18 protein-coding genes are annotated in these 20,912 nt (G+C 39.2%); 8 read left to right on the top strand and 10 right to left on the bottom strand.

Annotation, left to right across the window (positions count from 1 at the left end; all coding sequences use genetic code 11):
- The first annotated feature begins 2 nt into the window (after positions 1–2).
- Complete coding sequence (locus tag AC6H0V_RS15090) at positions 3–686, top strand: M15 family metallopeptidase (protein ID WP_497561024.1); 684 nt, start codon at positions 3–5, stop codon at positions 684–686.
- Between the two features lie 172 nt (positions 687–858).
- On the opposite strand, the gene AC6H0V_RS15085 is transcribed toward AC6H0V_RS15090, so the two are convergent.
- The 5 genes from AC6H0V_RS15085 to AC6H0V_RS15065 form a co-directional block, all read right to left on the bottom strand.
- A complete protein-coding gene (locus tag AC6H0V_RS15085) occupies positions 859–1,410 on the bottom strand; it encodes a histidine phosphatase family protein (RefSeq protein ID WP_497561023.1) in 552 nt (183 codons plus the stop codon).
- Complete coding sequence (locus AC6H0V_RS15080; protein ID WP_497561022.1) at positions 1,407–2,465, bottom strand: aminotransferase class I/II-fold pyridoxal phosphate-dependent enzyme; 1,059 nt, start codon at positions 2,463–2,465, stop codon at positions 1,407–1,409. Before AC6H0V_RS15080 ends, AC6H0V_RS15085 begins: the two co-directional genes overlap by 4 nt.
- Positions 2,465–3,520 carry a glycosyl hydrolase family 18 protein gene (locus AC6H0V_RS15075; protein WP_497561021.1) on the bottom strand — a complete coding sequence of 352 codons (1,056 nt, stop codon included), beginning with the start codon at positions 3,518–3,520 and terminating at the stop codon, positions 2,465–2,467. Before AC6H0V_RS15075 ends, AC6H0V_RS15080 begins: the two co-directional genes overlap by 1 nt.
- A 27-nt stretch (positions 3,521–3,547) precedes the next feature.
- Positions 3,548–4,339 (bottom strand): alpha/beta hydrolase, encoded by a 792-nt coding sequence (locus AC6H0V_RS15070; protein WP_497561020.1) that lies wholly within the window; start codon positions 4,337–4,339, stop codon positions 3,548–3,550.
- A gap of 145 nt (positions 4,340–4,484) precedes the next feature.
- Positions 4,485–5,816 carry a D-alanyl-D-alanine carboxypeptidase gene (locus tag AC6H0V_RS15065; RefSeq protein WP_497561019.1) on the bottom strand — a complete coding sequence of 444 codons (1,332 nt, stop codon included), beginning with the start codon at positions 5,814–5,816 and terminating at the stop codon, positions 4,485–4,487.
- Positions 5,817–5,955: 139 nt separating this feature from the next.
- Here AC6H0V_RS15065 and AC6H0V_RS15060 point away from each other — a divergent pair, with 139 nt between their 5' ends.
- The 5 genes from AC6H0V_RS15060 (at position 5,956) to AC6H0V_RS15040 (ending at position 12,082) form a co-directional block, all read left to right on the top strand.
- Entirely contained in the window at positions 5,956–7,206 is a 1,251-nt protein-coding gene (locus AC6H0V_RS15060; protein WP_497561018.1) for a pepsin/retropepsin-like aspartic protease family protein, read from the top strand.
- 95 nt (positions 7,207–7,301) lie between these two features.
- A complete protein-coding gene (locus AC6H0V_RS15055) occupies positions 7,302–9,803 on the top strand; it encodes a zinc-dependent metalloprotease (RefSeq protein ID WP_497561017.1) in 2,502 nt (833 codons plus the stop codon).
- 52 nt (positions 9,804–9,855) lie between these two features.
- Positions 9,856–10,719, top strand: a complete 864-nt coding sequence (locus AC6H0V_RS15050; RefSeq protein WP_497561016.1) for a phosphodiester glycosidase family protein — start codon at positions 9,856–9,858, stop codon at positions 10,717–10,719.
- A 107-nt stretch (positions 10,720–10,826) separates the two neighbouring features.
- Complete coding sequence (locus AC6H0V_RS15045) at positions 10,827–11,795, top strand: hypothetical protein (protein ID WP_497561015.1); 969 nt, start codon at positions 10,827–10,829, stop codon at positions 11,793–11,795.
- Between the two features lie 95 nt (positions 11,796–11,890).
- Positions 11,891–12,082, top strand: coding sequence for a cold-shock protein (locus AC6H0V_RS15040; RefSeq protein WP_090993574.1), 192 nt, complete (start codon positions 11,891–11,893; stop codon positions 12,080–12,082).
- Between the two features lie 240 nt (positions 12,083–12,322).
- Here AC6H0V_RS15040 and AC6H0V_RS15035 read toward each other — a convergent pair whose 3' ends face one another.
- The 3 genes from AC6H0V_RS15035 to AC6H0V_RS15025 form a co-directional block, all read right to left on the bottom strand.
- On the bottom strand, positions 12,323–12,748 hold the full coding sequence (locus AC6H0V_RS15035; RefSeq protein ID WP_497561014.1) for a hypothetical protein: 426 nt from the start codon (positions 12,746–12,748) through the stop codon (positions 12,323–12,325).
- Positions 12,749–12,926: 178 nt separating this feature from the next.
- Positions 12,927–13,442 (bottom strand): hypothetical protein, encoded by a 516-nt coding sequence (locus AC6H0V_RS15030; RefSeq protein ID WP_497561013.1) that lies wholly within the window; start codon positions 13,440–13,442, stop codon positions 12,927–12,929.
- 207 nt (positions 13,443–13,649) lie between these two features.
- On the bottom strand, positions 13,650–14,405 hold the full coding sequence (locus tag AC6H0V_RS15025) for a glycerophosphodiester phosphodiesterase family protein (protein WP_497561012.1): 756 nt from the start codon (positions 14,403–14,405) through the stop codon (positions 13,650–13,652).
- 187 nt (positions 14,406–14,592) lie between these two features.
- On the opposite strand from AC6H0V_RS15025, the gene AC6H0V_RS15020 reads away from it, so the two are divergent.
- Complete coding sequence (locus AC6H0V_RS15020; RefSeq protein WP_497561011.1) at positions 14,593–17,919, top strand: DUF4175 family protein; 3,327 nt, start codon at positions 14,593–14,595, stop codon at positions 17,917–17,919.
- Positions 17,920–17,963: 44 nt separating this feature from the next.
- Positions 17,964–18,395 carry an rRNA maturation RNase YbeY gene (gene ybeY / locus AC6H0V_RS15015; RefSeq protein WP_497561010.1) on the top strand — a complete coding sequence of 144 codons (432 nt, stop codon included), beginning with the start codon at positions 17,964–17,966 and terminating at the stop codon, positions 18,393–18,395.
- A 47-nt stretch (positions 18,396–18,442) separates the two neighbouring features.
- On the opposite strand, the gene AC6H0V_RS15010 is transcribed toward ybeY, so the two are convergent.
- A complete protein-coding gene (locus AC6H0V_RS15010) occupies positions 18,443–19,108 on the bottom strand; it encodes a PepSY-associated TM helix domain-containing protein (RefSeq protein WP_497561009.1) in 666 nt (221 codons plus the stop codon).
- Entirely contained in the window at positions 19,089–20,609 is a 1,521-nt protein-coding gene (locus AC6H0V_RS15005) for a DUF2271 domain-containing protein (protein ID WP_497561008.1), read from the bottom strand. Before AC6H0V_RS15005 ends, AC6H0V_RS15010 begins: the two co-directional genes overlap by 20 nt.
- Positions 20,610–20,912: the final 303 nt, after the last annotated feature.

The following is a 20,912-nucleotide window of genomic DNA, read 5'->3' as shown; positions in this document are numbered from 1 at the left end:
CGATGAAAAATTTTATTGTTGCTTTCTTTCTATTAGCCTGTTTCAGCTCATGCGCGCAAAAAAATGCACAAAATCCTTATGGTTTAACTATTGTTAACGATTATAAGGCCTATAAAGCCGATTATAAAATTAACCCTAATAATGAGCTGGTAGAGATTAAAAAAGCAATTCCCTCTGTTGTACTAGATATTAGATACGCCACCAAAAACAACTTCATGAAAGAAGTAATGTACAAGCAGGCAAAAGCATTTGCGCGAAAGCCAGTGGTTGAGCACTTAAAAAAGATACAGGAGATTTTGAAAAAACAAGGATACGGGCTAAAGATCTTTGATGCCTACCGTCCTTATGCTATTACGGTTGCATTTTATCAGAAAGCCAGTGATAAAGATTTTGTTGCCAATCCGAACAAAGGTTCTAAACACAATCGGGGCTGTGCCGTAGACCTTACCATAATTGACCTAAAAACCGGCAAAGATGTCCCGATGCCAACCCCATATGATAGTTTTGCTCCCGAAGCAGCTCCCCATTTCGAAAATCTCCCAGCTGCGATCATTAAAAATCGCGACTTTTTAATCGCCACTATGCAAGCTAATGGATTTAAGGTGATCTACAATGAATGGTGGCATTTCGATTTTAATGGTTGGCAGGATTATAACCTAATGGATATCCCGTTCGAAAAATTGTGATTAATTTTTCACCACCTAAGACAGCTTAGGCACCTAAGTGCCCTCGCTCATTTGCCAGTCTGAGCCTGTCGAAGACCAAGCTAAGTCTTTGGATCATCATCTGACTCTCGGACACCAGACTTTCCGACTCTTTCACAACTAACGGTTCGCCATGCGGCAAGCGCAATGCCCCTTACATCTTTGTTTTGGTCTCCGTTTTATCTTCTTTCGCGTGATGGTCTGCGCCATAACGGCTGGTTTTAACATCAACCTTGTTCCCTTTAACGGTTAGCTCAAAAAGGTAATCGTAGTCATCGTCTGTTAATTCTTTAACTGGCTTAACGCCTCCAAAGGCCTCAATAATCTCAAGTACGGTATTAGAGTGGCCTACGATCACCAAATTTTTTCCTGTTGCATTTTCTGTCCATTCTTTTGCCAGCACTTTGATTTTTGCAGGATCATAGGTCTTAATGGCAATCCCGATTTTATCTGCTAAAGGGAACCCCGTTAGTTTTGTTCTTTTATAATTTGTTGCAAAAATAGAGTCGATTCCTTTTCCTTTTAGTTCTTTCATTAATGCATCAGCTCTTAGTCTGCCCTCTTCCGATAATTCTGGATCTTTATCTTTAGGATCTACTGTCAATTTTTCTGCGTGCCTAACCACCCAAACCTTTACGGCTTTTTGTGCTATTACGTTTTGCTGTCCCAACAAAACCAAAAGGAAAATAAAGATTAAATTCTTCATGTGTTAATTAATGAGTTTATCAATTGTGTAATATCTGCTTTTTTATGCCAACTACTTAAAACTATGCGGTTTATCAGTTCCCCATCCTTATCTGGATAAGGGAAAGAAGAAATCACAATCCCTTGTTTTAATAATCTTTTGCTAATGTCTGTATTTTTGCATAAAAACACTGGAAAATTCGGAATAAAATGCCAATCTGCCTTTCCGTGCAATGCACTACTCAATTGTGCTATATTCGAATTGAGGTTTTCCCATTCTTTACGGTAGATTTTTTCTGCCTTCATAAATGCAAATAAACCCGCAGCGGCAGGTGGCGAAGCTCCCAAAAAAGCTTGGGTCTGCTTCAATTGGTTTATCAAAGCTGCATCGCCTATGATCATCCCGGCATCAACACCTAGTGCCTTTGCCATGGAGGCGATGATCAATGTTTTTATATTTTCACCCTGTGGAACAATAGAAAGTGCACTTAAACCATGATTATTAATCCCAATCCCATGCGAATCGTCTATCAATAATATAATCTCCTTTTCGCGGCTGATTTTCTTCAGAAAAGAAAAATCGTAAACCTCTGGATAAAGATTGTTCATGGAGTTGCTGATCACGATCCAGTTTTTTTGGCGACTATTGTTAATTTCATCAACCACTACCTTAGACCAAGAGCTAAATGAACCTTTGATTTCCGGTGGTCCGTTTAGCCACAATGCAGGATGCGTAGCGGGGGCGTAGCACATTTCTCCAAGATGGCATACATGCTGTATTGCAATTTGTGCGGCTAAAAACCCGCTTGATGTAATTAAAGCTGCGGCAGCCCCGTATTTCTTAGCGGCATAAGTTTCAACCTCGTCGTAAACGGACAGCTGAACATTATTATTTCTACTTGTTCCATTGTTAAGTCCGAATTTTTTAATCCCTTTAAGATAGAGTTTTAAGAACTCTTCCTGTTGTGGAATGCCCAAATACGCGGTACCCCCAAAATAAAGATAGTTTTTGCCGTTACTTGTAAGAGTTGCCCCTAAAGGACGTCGCAAATGACAAAAAGAGGCCTCGTTTTGCATTAATATGACCTTCCTAATTGATCATTGGCGGCCCTGATCAATGATTTCGTACTGTTCGAGTCGAACGAGAATTCCCAAAACATGATTCCGTTTGCCCTTTCTTTGGCCATTTGTGCTTTTTGCCAAATTAACTGGATACCGTTATAGCCGTAATCGGTACCGTTAACCTTTGCAAGATTCGGATATACATTCGCGCCACTTGCCTCTATGTCGCGATAGGCGATAGCCGAACCGGCTGCGTTTTCGCCATAAAGCGGGATCCCCAAAATGGCTTTTTCTTTCGGCAGGCCTTTTTCAACCAGGTAAACGTCTAAGCTTTTTTCGGTTAATTTCATAGAAGCATGGTTTAACGGCTCGGATGTATCGTAATTCGGCCCATCATATTGCATGAGGTTCAAGAAATCTATGTATGGAAAAACTTCAGGTTTAATTCCGCTTTTGATATTTCCGGCGTATACGCCCGGGGTTACCGCAGCACTTAAAAATTTGCCTTCAGGACGCAATGCTTCACTTAATTCCTTCATCAACAGCACAAAGTTATCTGCCGAAGCATCTGCGGCTGTTGGATACTCCCAATCGATATCGGCTCCATCAAGGTTATTCGTTTTAACAAAGGCCAGAACTTGTGCCGTAAATTTTGTTCTCGCAGCAGCTGATGCGGCAATGGTTGCGAAAATAGTTTTATCGCCCGAAACTGAAATTCCAGTCTTAACGCCAAAACTTTTTGCTTTCGTGATAACGGTTGTAAATCTTGTAGGTTGTAAAACTGTATTTAAAGAGCCGTCTCCACTCGCATTTGGATTGATAAAAGCATATAATAAATGTGTGATCATTTTATATTTGCTGTCGTCTACCGTAGCAGGATCTTTATAACTTGGCATATAGGCTACGATCTTGAACGTTCCAGGAATCCAGGGGGTTCGCGTAGGGGGCGTAGGAATGGTAGGAGTTGTTGGTACAGGAGGATCTGGTGTAGGCGTTGGATCGCTTTTTTTGCTACACGAACCAATGGTTAGTAAGATAGTAAGCGCAAGGAGTAAGTTTTTTAATTTCATAACGATAGGGATTAATGGGGATGAATATTAGGGCTTTAACTGATTTTTAAAAAATTCAAACTGTTGCTGAATAGACTTTGCCCAATAGGCTTTATTGTGGGCGCCGGGTTGAGAAATATAAGTGGCATTTAATTTAAGTGAATCACACTTTTGCTTGAGCAGGTTGTTAGAGGCATAGAACATATCAGACGAGCCACAATCAAAAATAATGGGTTTAGGGTTCCCTTTTAAACGATCGATATTTTCGTAAACCGAATATTTTTTCCATAGCCCACTATCTGCAGGGGGATTTCCCAATACCTCTCCTAATCCGTATTTACCAAATCCATCGGAAAGCCTAATACCTCCACTTGTACTTCCTGCCGCGCTAAAAAGAGAGGGCTGTTGAATAAAAAGATATAAAGCTCCATGACCGCCCATGCTTAGGCCACTTATAAAAATGTTTTGATCATCTGTTTTATATTTCTTTTTTATATCCGGATAAAGTTCTTCGAAAAAGAAGCGCTCATATTGCCAGTCGGCCTTTGCCGGACTATTTACATACCAACTGCTAAATAAGCCATCGGGGCAAACAATAATGAAACCGTACTCATCTGCATACTTTTGGGCATTCATGATGTTGTTCCACTGTTTGTAGTTCCCACTGTATCCATGCAGCAAAAAGATAACTGGCATTTTGTCTATCTTTTTATAATTTTTAGGCGGAAAAACCCATGTGGTATCGGCCTTTGGGAGGTTCTTGCTTTGGTATATCAGTTGATCTTGGGCGGAAACCGCATTACCAATGAAGAGAAAAATGGAAAGTATAACTAATTTCATGTTTTCGGGAAGGTGCAATGTTTTCTAATCTAAAGGCACTCTACCTCTAAATTCCGGAAAAAATTCCAAAAACCTGCACTTATTTGCAGTTTTATTTTTAAATCCCGCAAATTAACGCACTGAAGAACAAAGTTGATTATGCTCCCTAAAAATTTTCGTGGATATAGGTCATTATTCTAACCATCTCTTTCCTTACATCAGCTGTTGGCAACACAAAGCTATTGTTCATAAAAGAAAACAGCAGGACTCTCCCTTTTTTTGTAACTACGTATCCGCTTTGATTATGATTATTAGACAGACTTCCGGTTTTCCCAAATACGAAAGGGGAATCGGTTTTAGGGTAGGCATTCTTAAGCGTTCCGGATTTGCCCCCAGCCGGCAACATGCTAAATAATTTTTCTTTATTGTTTACTTCATCATAAATCAGCTCCAGTAGTTTGATCATATCCCTAGGCGTAAAGAGGTTACCCCTGGATAGCCCTGAACCATCAACCCATCTTGGTTTATCAGGCAATGCCGATAAATAATTTTTATTTACATAATCGATCACCTTTGCGGTATTTAGTTCTTCGCCTAATTTATTGCCATACACAACCAAGAGCTGTTCGGCAATGAAATTGTCGCTGGGCAAAAGCATATGTTTAAACACCGAATCGCTTTTTACGTTATAAATTGTTTTGGCGTTGGGTGGCATCTTCATCTTAACTATTTCGATATACTTATGAAGGGTATCAGATAGCAAGGTTACCGTGGTGAGGTTGCTTACTTTATAGGGCACCTGCTGTTCGTAGTTTGCAGGGATAGCGGTTAATGGGTAGGTAAAGCGATTTGTTGTAAAATCTCTGATCACTTTAAAGGGCTTGGTATTTGAACTATCCTTTACAAAACAGGTTCCAAAATTTTGGGGCAGGATCTGCATCGCCCCTGCTGTTTTAGCACTTACTAGCACCACATTATCCATTATGGGCAGTTCGTTAATCTCTGGCTGATAATAATCGTTATAATCATCCCATTGCCATCCGTTGCCGTAAAAATCTCCCGTGTACCTTCCTGGAGCAAAATAGAGCTTTTTAGAAGTATTCTTTAATAGATTAAATGCATTTGTACCTTTTAATTGCGTGTGTAAAAACGAAGGATCTCCTGTTCCCCAAAAAATAAGCGAATCACCTCTTTCTACATAACGTAATCCCGGGATCGAATCGGGCATCATTTTTAATCCCGCATAAAATGTATAAAGTTTGGTATTAGATGCTGGTGTATAATACTTGTTCGCATCTTTTTGGAAGATCATTTCTTTTTTTTCCCTATCGTACAGCGCAAACCCAACTTGATATTGGCTAATAACCGTTGAGTTTTTAAATTCTTTTTTTACTTTGTTAGCGATGATTTGGTTTGGGGCACAGGCCGTGAGGCAGGTCGCTAAAATAAGACATAAATATATTAGGTGCTTTTTAGGGGTTAGGAAGGGGTTTTCCATTTATTAATCGGTTAATGATAAAAATGTGCGCCCTAATTTATTAATTTAGTTTCATGAACCGCCGAACATTAAAATAATTACAGCCAATTATTTACTGTTAGAAACTCCGATTGACTGTTAAAATCAACATACAAACCAAATGAAATATTGGCAAAAGACAATAAAATTACCTCTTCTGATCCTGGTTATCGGATTAATTTTATTGCAGATTTTATTTGCTAATCCTTCTTTCGGGCAACAATTTACATTCGAAAACGGTCTCAAAAGGGACAAGATGATTTTTACCCTCGTTAAGAATTTAATTGTGATCCCTATTTATATCAACAAGAAAGGCCCATACAATTTTATTTTGGATACAGGGGTAGGCTCAATGGTAGTAACCGATCCTTCGTTATTAGATAGCTTAAAACCTAAAAATTTAAGAACAACCAAAATATTTGGATTTGGGGAGGGGGAAGAAATCGAAGCTTTTTTAAGCAACGACATTAATGTTCAGCTTAAGGGAGCGCATATAGAAAAAATTCCGACCGCCTTTTTGAAGGAAGATATATTTGACCTCTCCAATTATTTGGGGCTAAAAATTTACGGTTTGATCGGATATCCGTTTTTCAACAGTTTCGTGGTTAGGATCAACTATACCAGCAACCGGTTAACGTATTCCCTTCCTTCGGCTAGGGCCAGAAGAAAAGGAGAAAAGTTTCCCATCATACTTGAAAATAACAGGCCCTATATTTTTGCCGACATCGAAACGGCTGATCATAAAAATGTAACCGCCAAGTTAATCATCGATTGTGGCGCAAGCCATGCCCTATCATTAGATGCGTTGGATGGGAAAGCTTGGCCTCTACCAAAGGATACGATTTCGGCAAATCTTGGAGTGGGCTTAAACGGGCTGATTAATGGGAACATTGGTAGGGTTCCCCAATTAACGTTAGGAAAATATAAGTTTAAAAATGTACTTTCCGGCTTTCCTTCCTTTGAAGCTATGGCCTCAAAAATAGGGTACAATCAACGGAACGGAAATTTGGGCGCCGAGGTTTTAAATCGCTTCGATGTAACCTTCGACTATCAGGGCCTGGCGATGTACCTTACCCCAAACCAAGAATTTAAAACTCCCTTTGAGCACGACATGTCGGGGATAGAAGTGATTTCGGATCCAAAAACAAAACACATGTTTATTGGGCGTATAGAGAAAGATTCGCCGGCCGCAAAAGCGGGATTTATGGAAGCAGACGAAATCGTGTCAATTAACCTAGGGCTGATCGAAGGTTATACCTTAGAAGACGTGTGTAAATTATTTAAGTCGCAAGATGGGAGAACAATCCTGATCGAAATTGTGAGAAACAAGAAAAACATTGTTAAGCCATTGAGGCTGAAGCGAAGAATTTAGGTTTGCTAATCAATTGTAATATTTCTTTTACGAGGAACGAATTGCACCGGTACAACTCTATTTTTATTGCCGACCATACAAATTAATTAAATAAAATGATTAAAAGTAAAAATTTACTAGCCATTGCTAGTTTGGCTTTTCTATCTGTGGCAGGCAGTAATGCGTTATTTGCCCAAGATAGGAGAACAGTTCCGCCAACAACACCCACAGGAACCACTACGCCGCCTGCTTCTGCAATGGCGCCCAAAAAAGAAGGAATTAAACCTTATTCAGAGGTTATCACTTCAAAAGCAAAGAGCAAAACTGGCTTATTTAAAACCCACAGAGTGGATGATAAATGGTATTTCGAAGTTCCGGATTCGATGCTAAACCGTGAAATGCTGGTAGTAACCCGCTTAGCGAAAGTTCCTGCTAACGTTAAAGTTGGCAACCAGCAATACGGAGGAGAGGAACTGAACGAACAAGTATGGCAATGGGAGCGACGCGGAAAGCAGATCTTTATTCGCGTACCTAGCTATTCGATTCGTGCCGATCAGAATTCTGATATGTACCAATCCGTTAAAAACTCTAATTTATCGAGTATTTTAGCTTCATTTGATATTAAAGCCTATAATAAAGATACAACAGGCGTAATTATCGATGTTACAGATTTCTACAATGGCGATATCATGGCCATCGGCATGTCTGATGCACTAAGAAAAGCATTTAAAACCACGATGTTTGATCCCAGCAGATCGTATGTGGATACCATTAAAACATTTCCTCTCAACATTGAGGTAGTAGCTGCAAAAACATATAAATCTGTTGAATCTCCTGTGGATAATAGCATTGGAGCCGTAACCTTCGAATTTAATACTTCAATGTTATTGCTTCCAAAAACACCCGTTAAAGCTCGATTAATGGATGCCAGGGTGGGGTTTTTTGGTCAGGGTCAAACCGATTATGGAACCGACGCACAAAAAGCAGAACGTACGGCTTACATCCACCGTTGGAATTTGGTTCCTAAAGATACCGCAGCCTATAAACGTGGCGAATTAGTAGAACCGGTTAAGCCAATCGTAATCTATATAGATCCTGCAACACCTAAAAAATGGGTTCCATTTTTAATTGCCGGAATTAACGATTGGCAGGTTGCTTTTGAGGCCGCAGGCTTTAAAAATGCCATCATTGGCAAGGCAGCCCCTACCGCTGCACAGGATCCAGAATTTAGTGTTGATGATTCGCGCTACTCGGTGGTGAGGTATTTTGCATCCGACATTGAAAATGCCTACGGACCACATGTCTCTGATCCAAGAACCGGCCAAATTTTAGAAACACACATAGGCTGGTACCACAATGTGATGAACTTATTGAGAAATTGGTATTTCGTTCAAACGGCGGCAGTAAATCCAGAAGCTCGTAAAGCCAGATTTAGCGATCAGCAAATGGGAGATCTGATCAGATTCGTTTCTTCGCATGAAATTGGCCATACGTTAGGTTTACCGCACAACTTTGGATCAAGCTATGCCTATCCTGTAGACTCTTTACGCTCTAGAACATTTACCAATACACATGGAACCGCTCCTTCGATTATGGATTATGCACGTTTCAACTACATTGCACAACCAGGAGACGGGGTAACAAAATTATATCCTGGAATTGGAGAATATGATAAGTGGGCCATAAAATGGGGCTATACTTGGTTTCCGGGAAGCCTAACAGCACAACAGGAAAAAGATAAATTAGATACTTGGACCAAAGATAAAGCAGGTAATCCGCTTTACTTTTACGGTCGCCAAGGCAATAGTTACGATCCGCGTGATCAGAATGAGGATTTGGGCGATGATGCTATGAAAGCAAGTGCCTATGGAATTGCCAACTTAAAAAGGATTTTACCTAATATCGAAAAGTGGACCTATCAAGCCGGTAAAGATTATAGCGACCTAAGTGCGCTCTACGGGGAGGTAATCGGACAGCTAAATCGTTATATGGGCCACGTAGCCTTTAACATCGGGGGTTTAAGTGAGAACTACAAAACCTATGATCAATCAGGCGCTGTATATAATTATGTTTCAAAAGCGAAGCAAAAAGAAGCAGTAGCGTTTTTAAATCAACAGATTTTTACCACCCCTCTTTGGTTAATTAACAGCGAACAATTAAATAAATTTGATAACGGTGCCATGTTAACACGAATTAAAAGTGTTCAAACAGGTACAATCGGTAACATTCTTTCTGCCTCTAGATTATCGAGGATGTTAGATAATGAAACTAAAAATGGTTCATCTGCTTACACCATGCCCGAACTGTTTACTGATTTAAGAGGCACTATCTTCGCCACTGGCAGACCCGATGCATTTAAACGTAACCTCCAAAGAGGATATGTTGACAAATTAGGAAGCCTGATGGTTGATGCTCCTGCGCCGATTGGTTTACCACCGGGATTTGTGTTTACGCCGGTTAATATTTCGTTAACCGATATTAGACCATTCGTTAGAGCAGAGTTAAAAACTTTATTGGCAACAGCCAAATCAAGAGTTGCAGCAGGTGATGCCACAACAAAGGCGCACTATGATGATCTGGCGTTTAGAATTAATGAAATTTTAGACCCGAAAAAATAATTTCCCCAAAACCCGTTCTTAATCAGAGCGGGTTTTTTTATGTTTAAAAATTATGCTAAAGAGAAGTCTTCTTATCCTATTGGTGTTACTTGGCCAACTTTCATTTGCACAAAACGCCGATTCTATTGCAGTGGTTAAAGCCAAATGGACCAAACAAAAAATTGCACCAAAAACAAAGTTGATTACGCATCACTTTAACCAGAAAGATCTTTTTTTGGCCAATCAGTATATCGCATTTGTTGAGATTAAACGCAAAGGAAATGCTCCGGTATTTGCTTTCGGAAACGAAGTGAAAGTAAAAAAGACAACTTCTAGCTTTGGAAAGGAGCTCAACGCTCTTGCGGCCATAAACGGCACTTTTTTCGATGTTGCAAACGGCGGTTCTGTTGATTTTGTTAAAATGGACGGCACCATAATTAAACAGAATGTGCTTGATAAACAAGGGAACAGAGCGAGGCATCAACGAGCAGCCATTGTACTTAATGAAGGAAGACTAGACCTTAAAAAGTGGGACGGAACTCCTAATTGGGAGAATGGACTCACCGAAAAAGAGGTGATGCTTAGCGGCCCAATGTTGCTTTGGAAAAACCAAATAGAAGAGTTAGACACTGCCGCATTTACGCGTTTGCGAAATCCGAGAAGCGCCATTGGCATTAAGAGAAATGGAAACGTTATCTTATTAACTGTTGATGGAAGACACGAAAACTCGGCGGGAATGAGCCTTCACGAATTAGAAAAGGTGATGCGATGGCTGGGCTGCACAAGCGCCATAAACCTAGATGGTGGCGGCTCAACTACGTTATGGGTAGATAGTGAAAAGGCTAAGGGCGTAATCAATTATCCCTCAGACAATAAGAAATGGGACCACGAAGGCGAACGAAAAGTAGCCAACGTGATTGTGCTGAAGAAGCGTTAGGCGATAAGCGTCTAGCGATAAGTGATAGACGGTAGGTGAGAAATGATTTACAAAACGCTTTCCGCCAAACGCAAAACCTTTTATATTTGCCGCTGTTATTTTTACGTATGCGATCTAAAATCCAGTTTTTTATTTTTCCAGTAATTGTATTTTTTGTAGGGACATTTTTAGTGTCCTGTAATTCTAAAAACGCCAAATCAAAAAACGAAAAACAAGACTTAACTACCACTAATGAAGGTTTTAGAAATGTAAATGGTATTCGCTTTTTTGAAATCAACCGAAGGTTTAAAAACGGCCTATCCTTTAATAAGGACGGTTTTTATCACCAGCCCACCTGGGTGATAGAATATAAAGCTCCAGATAGCATGTTGGCCTACAGTCCCCAAAAAAACAAAATGGAAGCTTTCTACCTGCAGTTTGACCATGGGCAGGTCTATAATTTTGCAAGGGAGTTTTTTAGGGCCAAGGTGATTACAAAAGATAGTTTGGTATTACAGCGCTTACAGGTTAACGGTAGGGTTATCGCTGGTGATGAGGACGTCCGTTCTGATGTGTTTAGCACCTACTACAGCAAAGATTATATTGAAAACAAGTTGCACACCACCGTTGGCGAATTACAAAAGCCCACTAAGGCCGATACCCTTTTTATTCAAGACTTGGCCAACAAAACCTATCGCAATCCATCCAGTGCGGATACCGCCTTTGCGGCCATAGAACCCGTGGTTTTTAAGCCAAAAGGGCAATTTGTAAGCGTAGAAAAAATAAGTACAGTAGACGAAACAAACAACAGAAACCAATCTGTTGATTATATGTATCCCGAATATAGGCTTACTATAGCAAGGTCTTATAAAGAATTTGCCTACAGCTTTACCATGGTGGTTGATGCTAATGGCAAAATGTATGTAAATAGGGTAGAAGGGGTAATGCCCGAAGACATGCCGCCCCGAAAAAGACTGCTCCAGGGTATCGCCGATGTTTACCTTAAAAATCTTTTTGGCGTTATCCCTGGTAAAACATTAGGCATTCCCCATTCTAGTGAAGTATCCATTTTTTTGATTGGGAATAAGTCTAAATAATGCGTTTCAGATTTATATTCCTCAAAAAATGAGGTATTTGCATTTTTTAAAAATTAATTGCGTACCTTGCGCACTTAATTTTAATATACAATACAATGCAAGAAGGAACAGTAAAATTTTTTAATGTAACTAAAGGTTTCGGATTTATCATCCCTGCAAACGGCGATAGCGAAATTTTTGTACATTCAACAGGCCTTATCGATGAAATTCGTGAAAACGACAAAGTTGAATACGATGTTGAAAGCGGTAAAAAAGGCTTGAATGCCGTTAATGTGAAAGTAATCTAATTATTATCATATTTACCAAAAGCCTCCCGAGCAATCGAGAGGCTTTTTTTATGCGCTGTCATCGGATGAATATAGGCATGGCGCCCGCTCATCCGATGACTACTCAATAAATGCCCAATTCCTCGTTTGTTGAAGAATCTACCGTGCCGCAAAACCTCTGTGCTTTTCATAAAGAGTTAACTCGTAATGAGCTATGCCAAAAAATCTAATATGTTTAATTTATTCCGTTTGCTCGCGCCCTTACTTCTTAAACGTTACCCCGTTTAGCAACTTATAAAGCAAGGCCTTTGCCTTTTGCTCGTCCCCATCAAGAAACTGTATCCCCCCAGACAATAGTTTTGCCTTTGTAGGGTCTTGAACAAGAAAACTATACCTGTTTGCCTTTCCTTTTATCAAGGTAATTAGAACAGTATTATTTTTGATTACTTCTATCGAAGATCTATAAATCGAGGGTCTAGACGAAGCGAACAGCTTATCATTAAACTCTTTAGTGAGGGCTATGATGTTCTTATCCTTGTTCTCGGGTTGATAGATTTCCAACAACATATTGTTAATGTCATAGGTTTTTCTTTCGATAATATTATCTGGACGTACAAAGCCTTTAAATTTATCCTTCCTAAGGGAAGTTTCTTCGTTTTTTGACAGGCTTGTGAGTTTATCGGGCACGTTTAAACGTCCTTGTTGATAATTATTTCTTGTGCACAGGCATTAAAACTAAAAAGAATGGCCACTGCTAAAAAGATGATATATTTCATGTTCCAAGTATTCAAAATGTATGCCCTCAAAAAGTTATAATTTTTTTGAGCAGCAACATTAAATAGAGGTTGTATAATTTAATGGTTAACTATTTAAATTTTATACTAGAAATAATAGTGTACAACACTGTCTTTGCCTTACTTTCATCAGTTTTGGGAAACTCTAGTCTACCTGTTACAAGCTTTGAACCAGTAGAATTCATTGCGGTGAAGGTATAATAATTGAAATTTGGATGGATTAGGTGGTTGATAAGAACCTTTATTCCGTTAATCGTCTTGATTTCCGAAGAGTATGTTTGATTATCTGGATCGGAAAACATTATGTCATACTGTCTTTTGGTTTCCTCAAGGCGGTCCGGCTTTGCCTTACCTTCTGCTGCATTGATATAAATTAATATATCCTCTGATTTAAAAAAATCGCCAGAACGAACTTTAAGGCTCATCGTCGTGTTTTTTCTTTTATCGAGATAGGACTGGAATTGTTGCCCATCTGGTTTCTCCGTTCCCTTTGGAACGCTGTAACTGATTATTTTTTCAACCTTATTTTGTGCCTGCGCAGCACAGGAGACGATTAATAGCGTAGTTATAAATATTAGATTTTTCATGTCCATAAGCATTGAGCTTATAAGGTTCATATTTATTTGCTGCTGTATTAGATGTCGAAGATAAATATTTCTGTTTATAAGTTCTGTAAAGTAAAGTAATGATTTTCTAGATTGGAAAAATATAGAGCAATAGCCCCAACAAAAAGCCTCACCATAAAGATGAGGCTTTAAAAATCTAACTTACGAAGTTTTAGAAACTTCGTAAGTTTACTTCCCTCTCTTCGCTATCGTTTCAAATAAAAGTTCAGGTTCGTTGGTAGTGAGGTAATCAACATCGTTGTCTAAAAAGAAGTTCATATCCTCTACTTTATTTACTGTCCACGCATTTAAAACAAGGCCTAATTTTTTAGCTGGCTCAAACCAATTGTTTTTTCTAAAGGCGCCAATCGGGTAATCCATTCCGGTTAGGCCATCAGCTTTTATCTTTGCGGGTTCTACATTTCCTTCTAGGTAATGGGCTTTTGCGGTAGGGTCTTTGGCTATAATATACTGGCAGATGTCGTACCCAAAGCTGATGTATTCTACCCATCGCTCTGCTTTCAGTTTCTTTACCAGCTGCATACATCTTTCGGTAAGGTACATATCGCGCTCCTTGCCAAGTTTTTGCTGTTTGATTTCGAAAATAAGCTTGGTGTGTTTTTGTTTGATGCCTGCTTTTAAATAGGCTTCGGCGGTAGGGATAGATTCTCCATTTGAAAGTTTCTTGGTAAGCAGCTCGGCATAGGTGGAAGTGGCAATGGGTAATCCCTGAAAATTGGGATCATGATTTACTACCAGCACACTGTCTTTGGTTAAGTGAACATCGAATTCAGAACCAAAACAACCTATCTTAATGGCCTGTTTAAGGGAGGCAATTGAGTTTTCGGGCAGGCCTAGTTTTTTCCATGCTCCACGGTGTGCAATCACCTTGTTTTTGTTCCAAGAAGTGATGGGCTTTTGGGCATTTGCTATCGTATTAATCATAACGATCGATAAAACTGCCAGTATAAGTTTTTTTCTGTACATACATTTGGGTGTTAAAAGTATTGCTTTGGATTAAAATTTCTCTCAATTTTTTGCTAACTTATCCAATTGAATTGAAAAACGATAAAATAAAGCGAAAATTGCAGTTTTTGATACACAATTTTTACTTTATTTTCGTTAATTGGATATGGGGAATAGTTACGACCTTCTGCTTGCAAAAATCAATGAATTTACGAGAAAGTTTTACCTCAATAAACTTTTACGAGGAAGCATTTATGCCGCAGCCTGTATTTTAGCCCTCTACCTCTTTCTTTTTGTGCTTATTTATTACGCCCATCCAAATACGGCAACCAAGACCGCCCTCTTTTTTTCGTTCATCTTTATAGGTTTGGCTGCAATTGCATTTTGGATCATCAAACCCGCACTTTCTTATTTTAAACTAAATAAAACGCTCAGCGTTGAACAGGCGGCCGGGTTGATCGGCAATCATTTCTTTACAGTTAAAGACCGTTTGCTAAATACTCTACAGTTAAAAGCTTTGGCAGACAAGTCTCCCCAAAATAGCGAACTGATCCTGGCTGGAATCGATCAAAAAATTGGTGATCTAAGGCCCATTCCCTTTGCAAGTGCAATTAATCTAAACGATAATAAAAAGCATATTAAGTATATAATTGTCCCGTTGGGGATAATTATGTTCATCGGCATTATTGCGCCAACGATCTTAAAAGAAGGGACATCAAGCTTTATTCGTTATAACGAAGAAGTATTGCCAAAAGCTCCTTTCAACTTTGTTATCGCTAACAAGAGCTTAGTGGTTACGCAGGGCGATGATATTAGCTTAAAACTAGCGCTAACTGGCGATGAATTTCCTCAAGATATATACCTGGAAGATGGTGCAAACACCTACAAACTAGAGAAAGAAAAGATAGACCATTTTAACTATACCTTTAAAAACATCCAAAAAAATAAATCCTTACATTTTTTTGGGGGCGGTTTCAATTCTCCCACATTCACTATTGAAGTTAAGCCCCGCCCATCACTATTAAATATGATGGCAAGGTTAAGCTATCCAGCCTATTTGCATCGTCAGAATGAAACGCTAAGTAACGTGGGCGATCTGCTCATCCCCGAAGGCACTAAGGTAAGTTGGGAAATGCATACCGAGAACAGCGATCAATTGGCCTTTATTTTTCAAAACCAAGCCCATCTCCTTGATGTTGCTGATAATAGGGCCAGTTTTAGCACAACCGTGCGAAGAAATGGATCATACCGTATCGTGCCAAAAAATGCTTTTGTTAGCAATAGCGATTCGTTAGATCACCAAATTTCGGTGATAGCAGACCAGTTCCCTAGCATTTCGGTAGTAGAAACGCCCGACTCAGTTAGTACCAAAGCCATCTATTTTTCGGGCAACATTGCTGATGATTATGGCTTTTCGTCATTAAAGTTCAAATTTCAGGTTAAAGAGAACGGAAAGACAATAAGCGAGCAGACTAAGCTGATTTCAATTAAGAACAATCAGATTGAAGATGCCTTCTTTTACTTGTGGAACTTAAAGGATCTTGAAGTAAAACCAGGTCAAGTGTTGACTTACTTCTTTGAGGTTGCCGATAACGATGGGGTAAACGGAGCTAAAGTGTCACGTTCTGAAATTAAAACCTATCGGGTTCCTACCCAACAGCAGGTTGCAGAAAAATTATCGGAAAGCAGTGAGGCCCTTAAACAAAAAATGGAGTCGACCATTAAACTGGCAAATAGCATAGAAAAAGAAAGCAAGAAATTAAGTCAAAATCTATTGGATAAAAAACAGCTCACATTTGAGGATAAAAAGCAGATTGAGCAATTATTGGATAAGCAAAAACAATTGGAAGACGCCGTAAAAGAGATTAAAAAACAGAATGCAAAAAATACGGTCGAAAAATCTGAAAACAACCAGTTTAATGATGAACTCCAAGAAAAACAAAAGCAAATAGACGACCTCTTTAATAATGTACTTGATGAGAAAACCAAAGAACTGTTGCAGAAACTGCAAAGATTGATGGAAATGAACAATAAGGATCTTACCCGGGAAGAATTGGCTAAGATGCAGATGGATAATAAAACACTGAAAAATGAACTAGACCGCATTTTAGAACTGTACAAGCAGCTAGAGTTTGAGCAAAGTCTCCAGAATAAAATTGATCGTTTAGAAGAAATGGCCAAACAACAAAAGGACCTTTCCAAAAAAACACAGGATAAAAACTCCACCATCAACGATGTTAAAAGCAAACAAGATGAGCTGAACAAAGATTTTAAGGACCTTAAAAAAGAGCTGGGCGATTTAGACGAGAAGAACCAACAGCTAGATAAACCCAACGACTTTAAAAATCCAGAAAAAGAAACAGAGCAGATTGAAGAGAAACAGCAGGAAAGTAAAGAGGCATTAAGTAAAAACGAAAAGCAGAAGGCTTCCGAGAAACAACAGCAAGCTGCACAACAAATAGAACAACTTGCCCAAAAGCTTACAGAAGAGCAGCAGCAGGGCCAAGAAAAGGAAGATCAAACCAATGCCGAAGAATTGAGACGGCTTTTAGAAAACCTGTTGACTACCTCTTTCGAGCAGGAAAAAGTAATGATGGCCTTGAGAAAGATGAGCAACAATGACCCCTCGTACATTGCCAATGTTCAGCAACAAAATACGATTAAAGACAACATGAAAACTATTGCCGACAGTCTTTATTCGCTCAGCAAACGCGTGCCCCAAATAGAAACTACCGTTAATGCAGAAGTTGATAAGATTAATTTTAACATCAATAAAGCGATTGATTATTTGGGCGATAGGCGCACAGCAGAAGCTAATAGGGCACAACAATTTGCAATGACCTCGCTTAATAACCTGGCATTGATGATGAATGAAGCCTTGGAATCGTTGCAAAATGCACAGAAAAATGGCAAACCGGGCAAAGGCAAGGGAGGCAAAGGAGGTGGAGCAAGCGGAATGAAAAAACTCCAGCAGATGCAAGATCAATTGAACAAGCAAATGCAAAATGCCCGCGATAAAATGCAAAGAGAAGGGAACATGGGTACGGTTCCCAAAGGACAGATGAGCCAGGAATTTGCAAAGATGGCGCAACAACAGCAGATGATTAGAGAGGCGCTCCAAAAAATTAACAAAGAAGAAAATAAGGATGGAAAAAATGCGCTTGGCGATTTAAATCAGCTTACCAAAGACATGAAGCAGACAGAGATGGATTTGGTGAATAAAAAACTGACCCAAGAAATGATGGACCGCCAAAAAACACTCCAAACCAAGCTCCTTGATGCAGAAAAGGCGCAACGAGAACAAGACCAGGATTCGAAAAGAGAAAGTAATGCCGCCAAAGAATTTCCGCCGTCTTATAAACAATTGCTGGATAAGTTTAAAAAAGAACAGCAGGGCCAAACAGAAATGATCCAAAGGCTTCCACCAACTCTTAATTATTATTACAAAAATAAAATTGCAGAATATTTTAAACTGTTAAATTCGCCGAATTAAATTTAAGGTCAAAAACCTTTAGCCCAAATTTGTAATAGAAATAGATGCCTACAATTAGTTTTTTTACAGAAGACACTACCTATCTAATCAAACACAAAAAAAAGATTAAGGACTGGATTAAGGAAACAATTATAGCCGAAGGATATAAGTTATCGGAATTGAATTTTATTTTATGTTCTGACGGCTATTTATTGCGTATAAATCAAGATTACCTCAAACACGACGACTATACCGACGTAATTACTTTTGATAACTCTGAGGAGCTTAAAATGGTTATAGGAGATATTTTTATTAGCATTGATCGCATCAAAGAGAATGCAGCTAGTTTTAATTCTGCAATCCCCGTAGAGCTGTGCAGGGTAATGGTGCATGGTACGCTGCATTTGTTGGGCTATAAAGACAAATCCAAGGGCGATAAAAAACAAATGACGGAGAAAGAGGATTTTTATTTGGATAGATTAGCGTTGGGCGTTTAGCGATACGCGTTCAGTCACAGTTATCGCCAGGCACCTAACGCTCTACTTTACGGCACGAAAATCAAATAGATCAAATAGCATAGCACAAGGCCAATGGCACCTGTGATCAGCCCCGCTACCTTTCTTTTCTTAATAAAAAAGAGGAGGATTAGTCCACTAAGGGAAACCAGGATCAAAAAGATTGCAGAAATGTCGATGATCCATCCCCAACCAGAGCCTGAATCTCTGCCCTTATGCAGATCGTTCATAACGGCAACAATTCCCATTTTTATTTCTGAGATTTCATAGATTCCTTTTTCACGATCTATAAATGCATCACAGGAATAGGCTGGTCCCTTAAACACAACGCTAACTTCTGATTCCTCAATCCTGAACTCGCTTACCGCTCCTTTAATGCTATATTTCTTCCTAAGAAACTCTACTATTTCTAGCTTAGCTATTTTAGCTGTATCTGGGCTATTTACCCATTTTACGTTCAGATTGCCTTTATTTTTAACTACAACCTGCTTATCTCCACCAAACCACGAGGGGTGATTAAGCGTAAGCCCGGTAAAAGAAAAGAAAAGCACAACCGCAAAACTTACCATAGAAAGGTAAATATGCAGCCACCGAGAAAGTTTTGCAACTTCTTTCTTAGGGCTTGATGGTTTTGTAGCAGTTTTCTTCTTTGAAGTAAATGCTAGGGGCAGTTGATTATTTTTTATGGAAGTCAAAGGTTACGTTTGAGATTTCTACATTGCCAACTGCATTCGCTTTTTTGGCTGATTTTTTAAATTCCATATCCTGACGAAGAATTTCATCTGTACCGTGTTCTTTAGATGTTTCTATAATGATGGTGTACTTTCCTTGAGGAACAAATTGGCCCTTATCATTCTTACCGTCCCATTTGACGGTATATTTTCCAGGGTTTCTGGTTGCGCCGGTTACAGAGGTATAATTATTTTTATCCGCTTTAAAACTATCTCCATTAATACGATACCAGTTTCTTAGATCCGGGATCCATTTTGGCTTATTATACCATAATGCGAGGTTACGAACGGCTACCTTGTTTGCGTCTTCAACCCAAATTGCTGCAAAGGGACGGTGGCTATTACCTGCGATAGTATTAAATTCAAAGTTAATATCCAATTCAAATTTGGGATCCCATGGCTTTTCAGCGCCAGCCAACACAGGCTGTGAGACCGTTTTTTTATCCGTTACTGCGCTTTTGTTCACAAATGCACCCCATCCTTTACTTTCGATTCTTTTACCCTCGGCAGTGATAATCATATATTCAGCACTATCTACCGTAGCAGCAAGCGCTTTGCTTTCTTCAATTGTTAGCACATTAAATGCAGTAGCTAAGGCACCTGCATCTGTAGCGTTTGGAGAAATTACAGTAGCACTAATCACACCTTCAACTGGTTTTGCGGTCCGAGGATCAACAATATGCGAATACCAATGTTTGCCAATCTGCTCACCTCTACGGTAATTACCGCTTGTTGCAACGGCCCTATTGCTTACTGTTAAATAGGCCAAAGGAACATCATTTTCGGCATTTGCCTGAGGATTGGTAACGTTAACTAAATCCTTCACATCTCCTTTAATTACTAAGTCGCCCCCAATGTTTACCACTACCGAACTTACTTTAGAAGACGCCAAAGCCGCATCACAGGCTAAATTAATGATATAGCTTTTAGCAAAAGTGTTCATCACCAATGGTGTATTGGTTAATCGTGTTGCGGTTAAATTAACTTTATCCAGCTTATAATTTTCTTGTTGCATGGTGGCAACAGCAGTTTTTAATGCCGCCGTACTTGGAATTTGTTGGGTTTTAGCTGCATCGTTCCACAGCTTCCCTGCTACAGCAGCAGAAGCATTTAAGGCTCCATTTGTGCGCTGTTTCCATTCCTCAAATAAATTTAGCATTCCAAATAGCTCTTTAGAAACCTTAACTGGTTTATTAAGATCCTGTTTCATCCAATTACTAAATTCACTCTGGGTATCATAAGCACTAAAAACCGCCGATAATCTTTCGATTTCCTTAAGTGCTGCATCTTCGGCCTTCTCTACCTCCTGCTCCGAAACGCTAGTAATTTTAAATTCTAACGATGTTCCCAATACATTTTCATAATGCGAAACATACAAGCGTTGTTTACTTTTATGATCTATGGTTGATTTTGGTGAAGAGCTAATTAACAGTAAACCAGCGAGTAAAGGCGCTATTATTTTCATATCATTATTAAGTTTAATTCTAAATAGAGTGCAAATGTAAAATCTAAATTCGGATTCTACCCTATTATGACTGTTTTTTTTAGTAAAAAGTTTAATACTACAATTACTCAACACCTAAGGATGCTTAGAAACCATTGACTATTGAAAGGGAGAGAAGTGCTCGGCTCCTCTTAGGTGTCTAAGGCGTCTTAGGTGGTAAAAAATAAGCGTGTAGCTAGTGGGCAAGAGTATTGAGGTATCTGAAGTCTGTTCCCTCCTAATGGTAGGCGGCCATGTTAAAATTCTCAACGTGTTCGTCGAAAT

This window comes from Pedobacter sp. NO84 (assembly GCF_059703915.1).
Note: the sequence above shows the minus strand (reverse complement) of the source record. Positions and strands in the feature narration are given on the sequence as shown.

Excerpts from the sequence above, each read along its gene's own strand:
- AC6H0V_RS15045 (WP_497561015.1), top strand. The coding sequence starts at position 10,827 with ATGCGATCTAAAATCCAGTTTTTTATTTTTCCAGTAATTGTATTTTTT.
- AC6H0V_RS15090 (WP_497561024.1), top strand. The coding sequence starts at position 3 with ATGAAAAATTTTATTGTTGCTTTCTTTCTATTAGCCTGTTTCAGCTCA.
- AC6H0V_RS15040 (WP_090993574.1), top strand. The coding sequence starts at position 11,891 with ATGCAAGAAGGAACAGTAAAATTTTTTAATGTAACTAAAGGTTTCGGA.
- ybeY (WP_497561010.1), top strand. The coding sequence starts at position 17,964 with ATGCCTACAATTAGTTTTTTTACAGAAGACACTACCTATCTAATCAAA.
- AC6H0V_RS15080 (WP_497561022.1), bottom strand. The coding sequence starts at position 2,465 with ATGCAAAACGAGGCCTCTTTTTGTCATTTGCGACGTCCTTTAGGGGCA.
- AC6H0V_RS15085 (WP_497561023.1), bottom strand. The coding sequence starts at position 1,410 with ATGAAGAATTTAATCTTTATTTTCCTTTTGGTTTTGTTGGGACAGCAA.
- AC6H0V_RS15065 (WP_497561019.1), bottom strand. The coding sequence starts at position 5,816 with ATGGAAAACCCCTTCCTAACCCCTAAAAAGCACCTAATATATTTATGT.
- AC6H0V_RS15075 (WP_497561021.1), bottom strand. The coding sequence starts at position 3,520 with ATGAAATTAAAAAACTTACTCCTTGCGCTTACTATCTTACTAACCATT.
- AC6H0V_RS15055 (WP_497561017.1), top strand. The coding sequence starts at position 7,302 with ATGATTAAAAGTAAAAATTTACTAGCCATTGCTAGTTTGGCTTTTCTA.
- AC6H0V_RS15025 (WP_497561012.1), bottom strand. The coding sequence starts at position 14,405 with ATGATTAATACGATAGCAAATGCCCAAAAGCCCATCACTTCTTGGAAC.
- AC6H0V_RS15020 (WP_497561011.1), top strand. The coding sequence starts at position 14,593 with ATGGGGAATAGTTACGACCTTCTGCTTGCAAAAATCAATGAATTTACG.
- AC6H0V_RS15030 (WP_497561013.1), bottom strand. The coding sequence starts at position 13,442 with ATGAAAAATCTAATATTTATAACTACGCTATTAATCGTCTCCTGTGCT.
- AC6H0V_RS15005 (WP_497561008.1), bottom strand. The coding sequence starts at position 20,609 with ATGAAAATAATAGCGCCTTTACTCGCTGGTTTACTGTTAATTAGCTCT.
- AC6H0V_RS15070 (WP_497561020.1), bottom strand. The coding sequence starts at position 4,339 with ATGAAATTAGTTATACTTTCCATTTTTCTCTTCATTGGTAATGCGGTT.
- AC6H0V_RS15050 (WP_497561016.1), top strand. The coding sequence starts at position 9,856 with ATGCTAAAGAGAAGTCTTCTTATCCTATTGGTGTTACTTGGCCAACTT.
- AC6H0V_RS15060 (WP_497561018.1), top strand. The coding sequence starts at position 5,956 with ATGAAATATTGGCAAAAGACAATAAAATTACCTCTTCTGATCCTGGTT.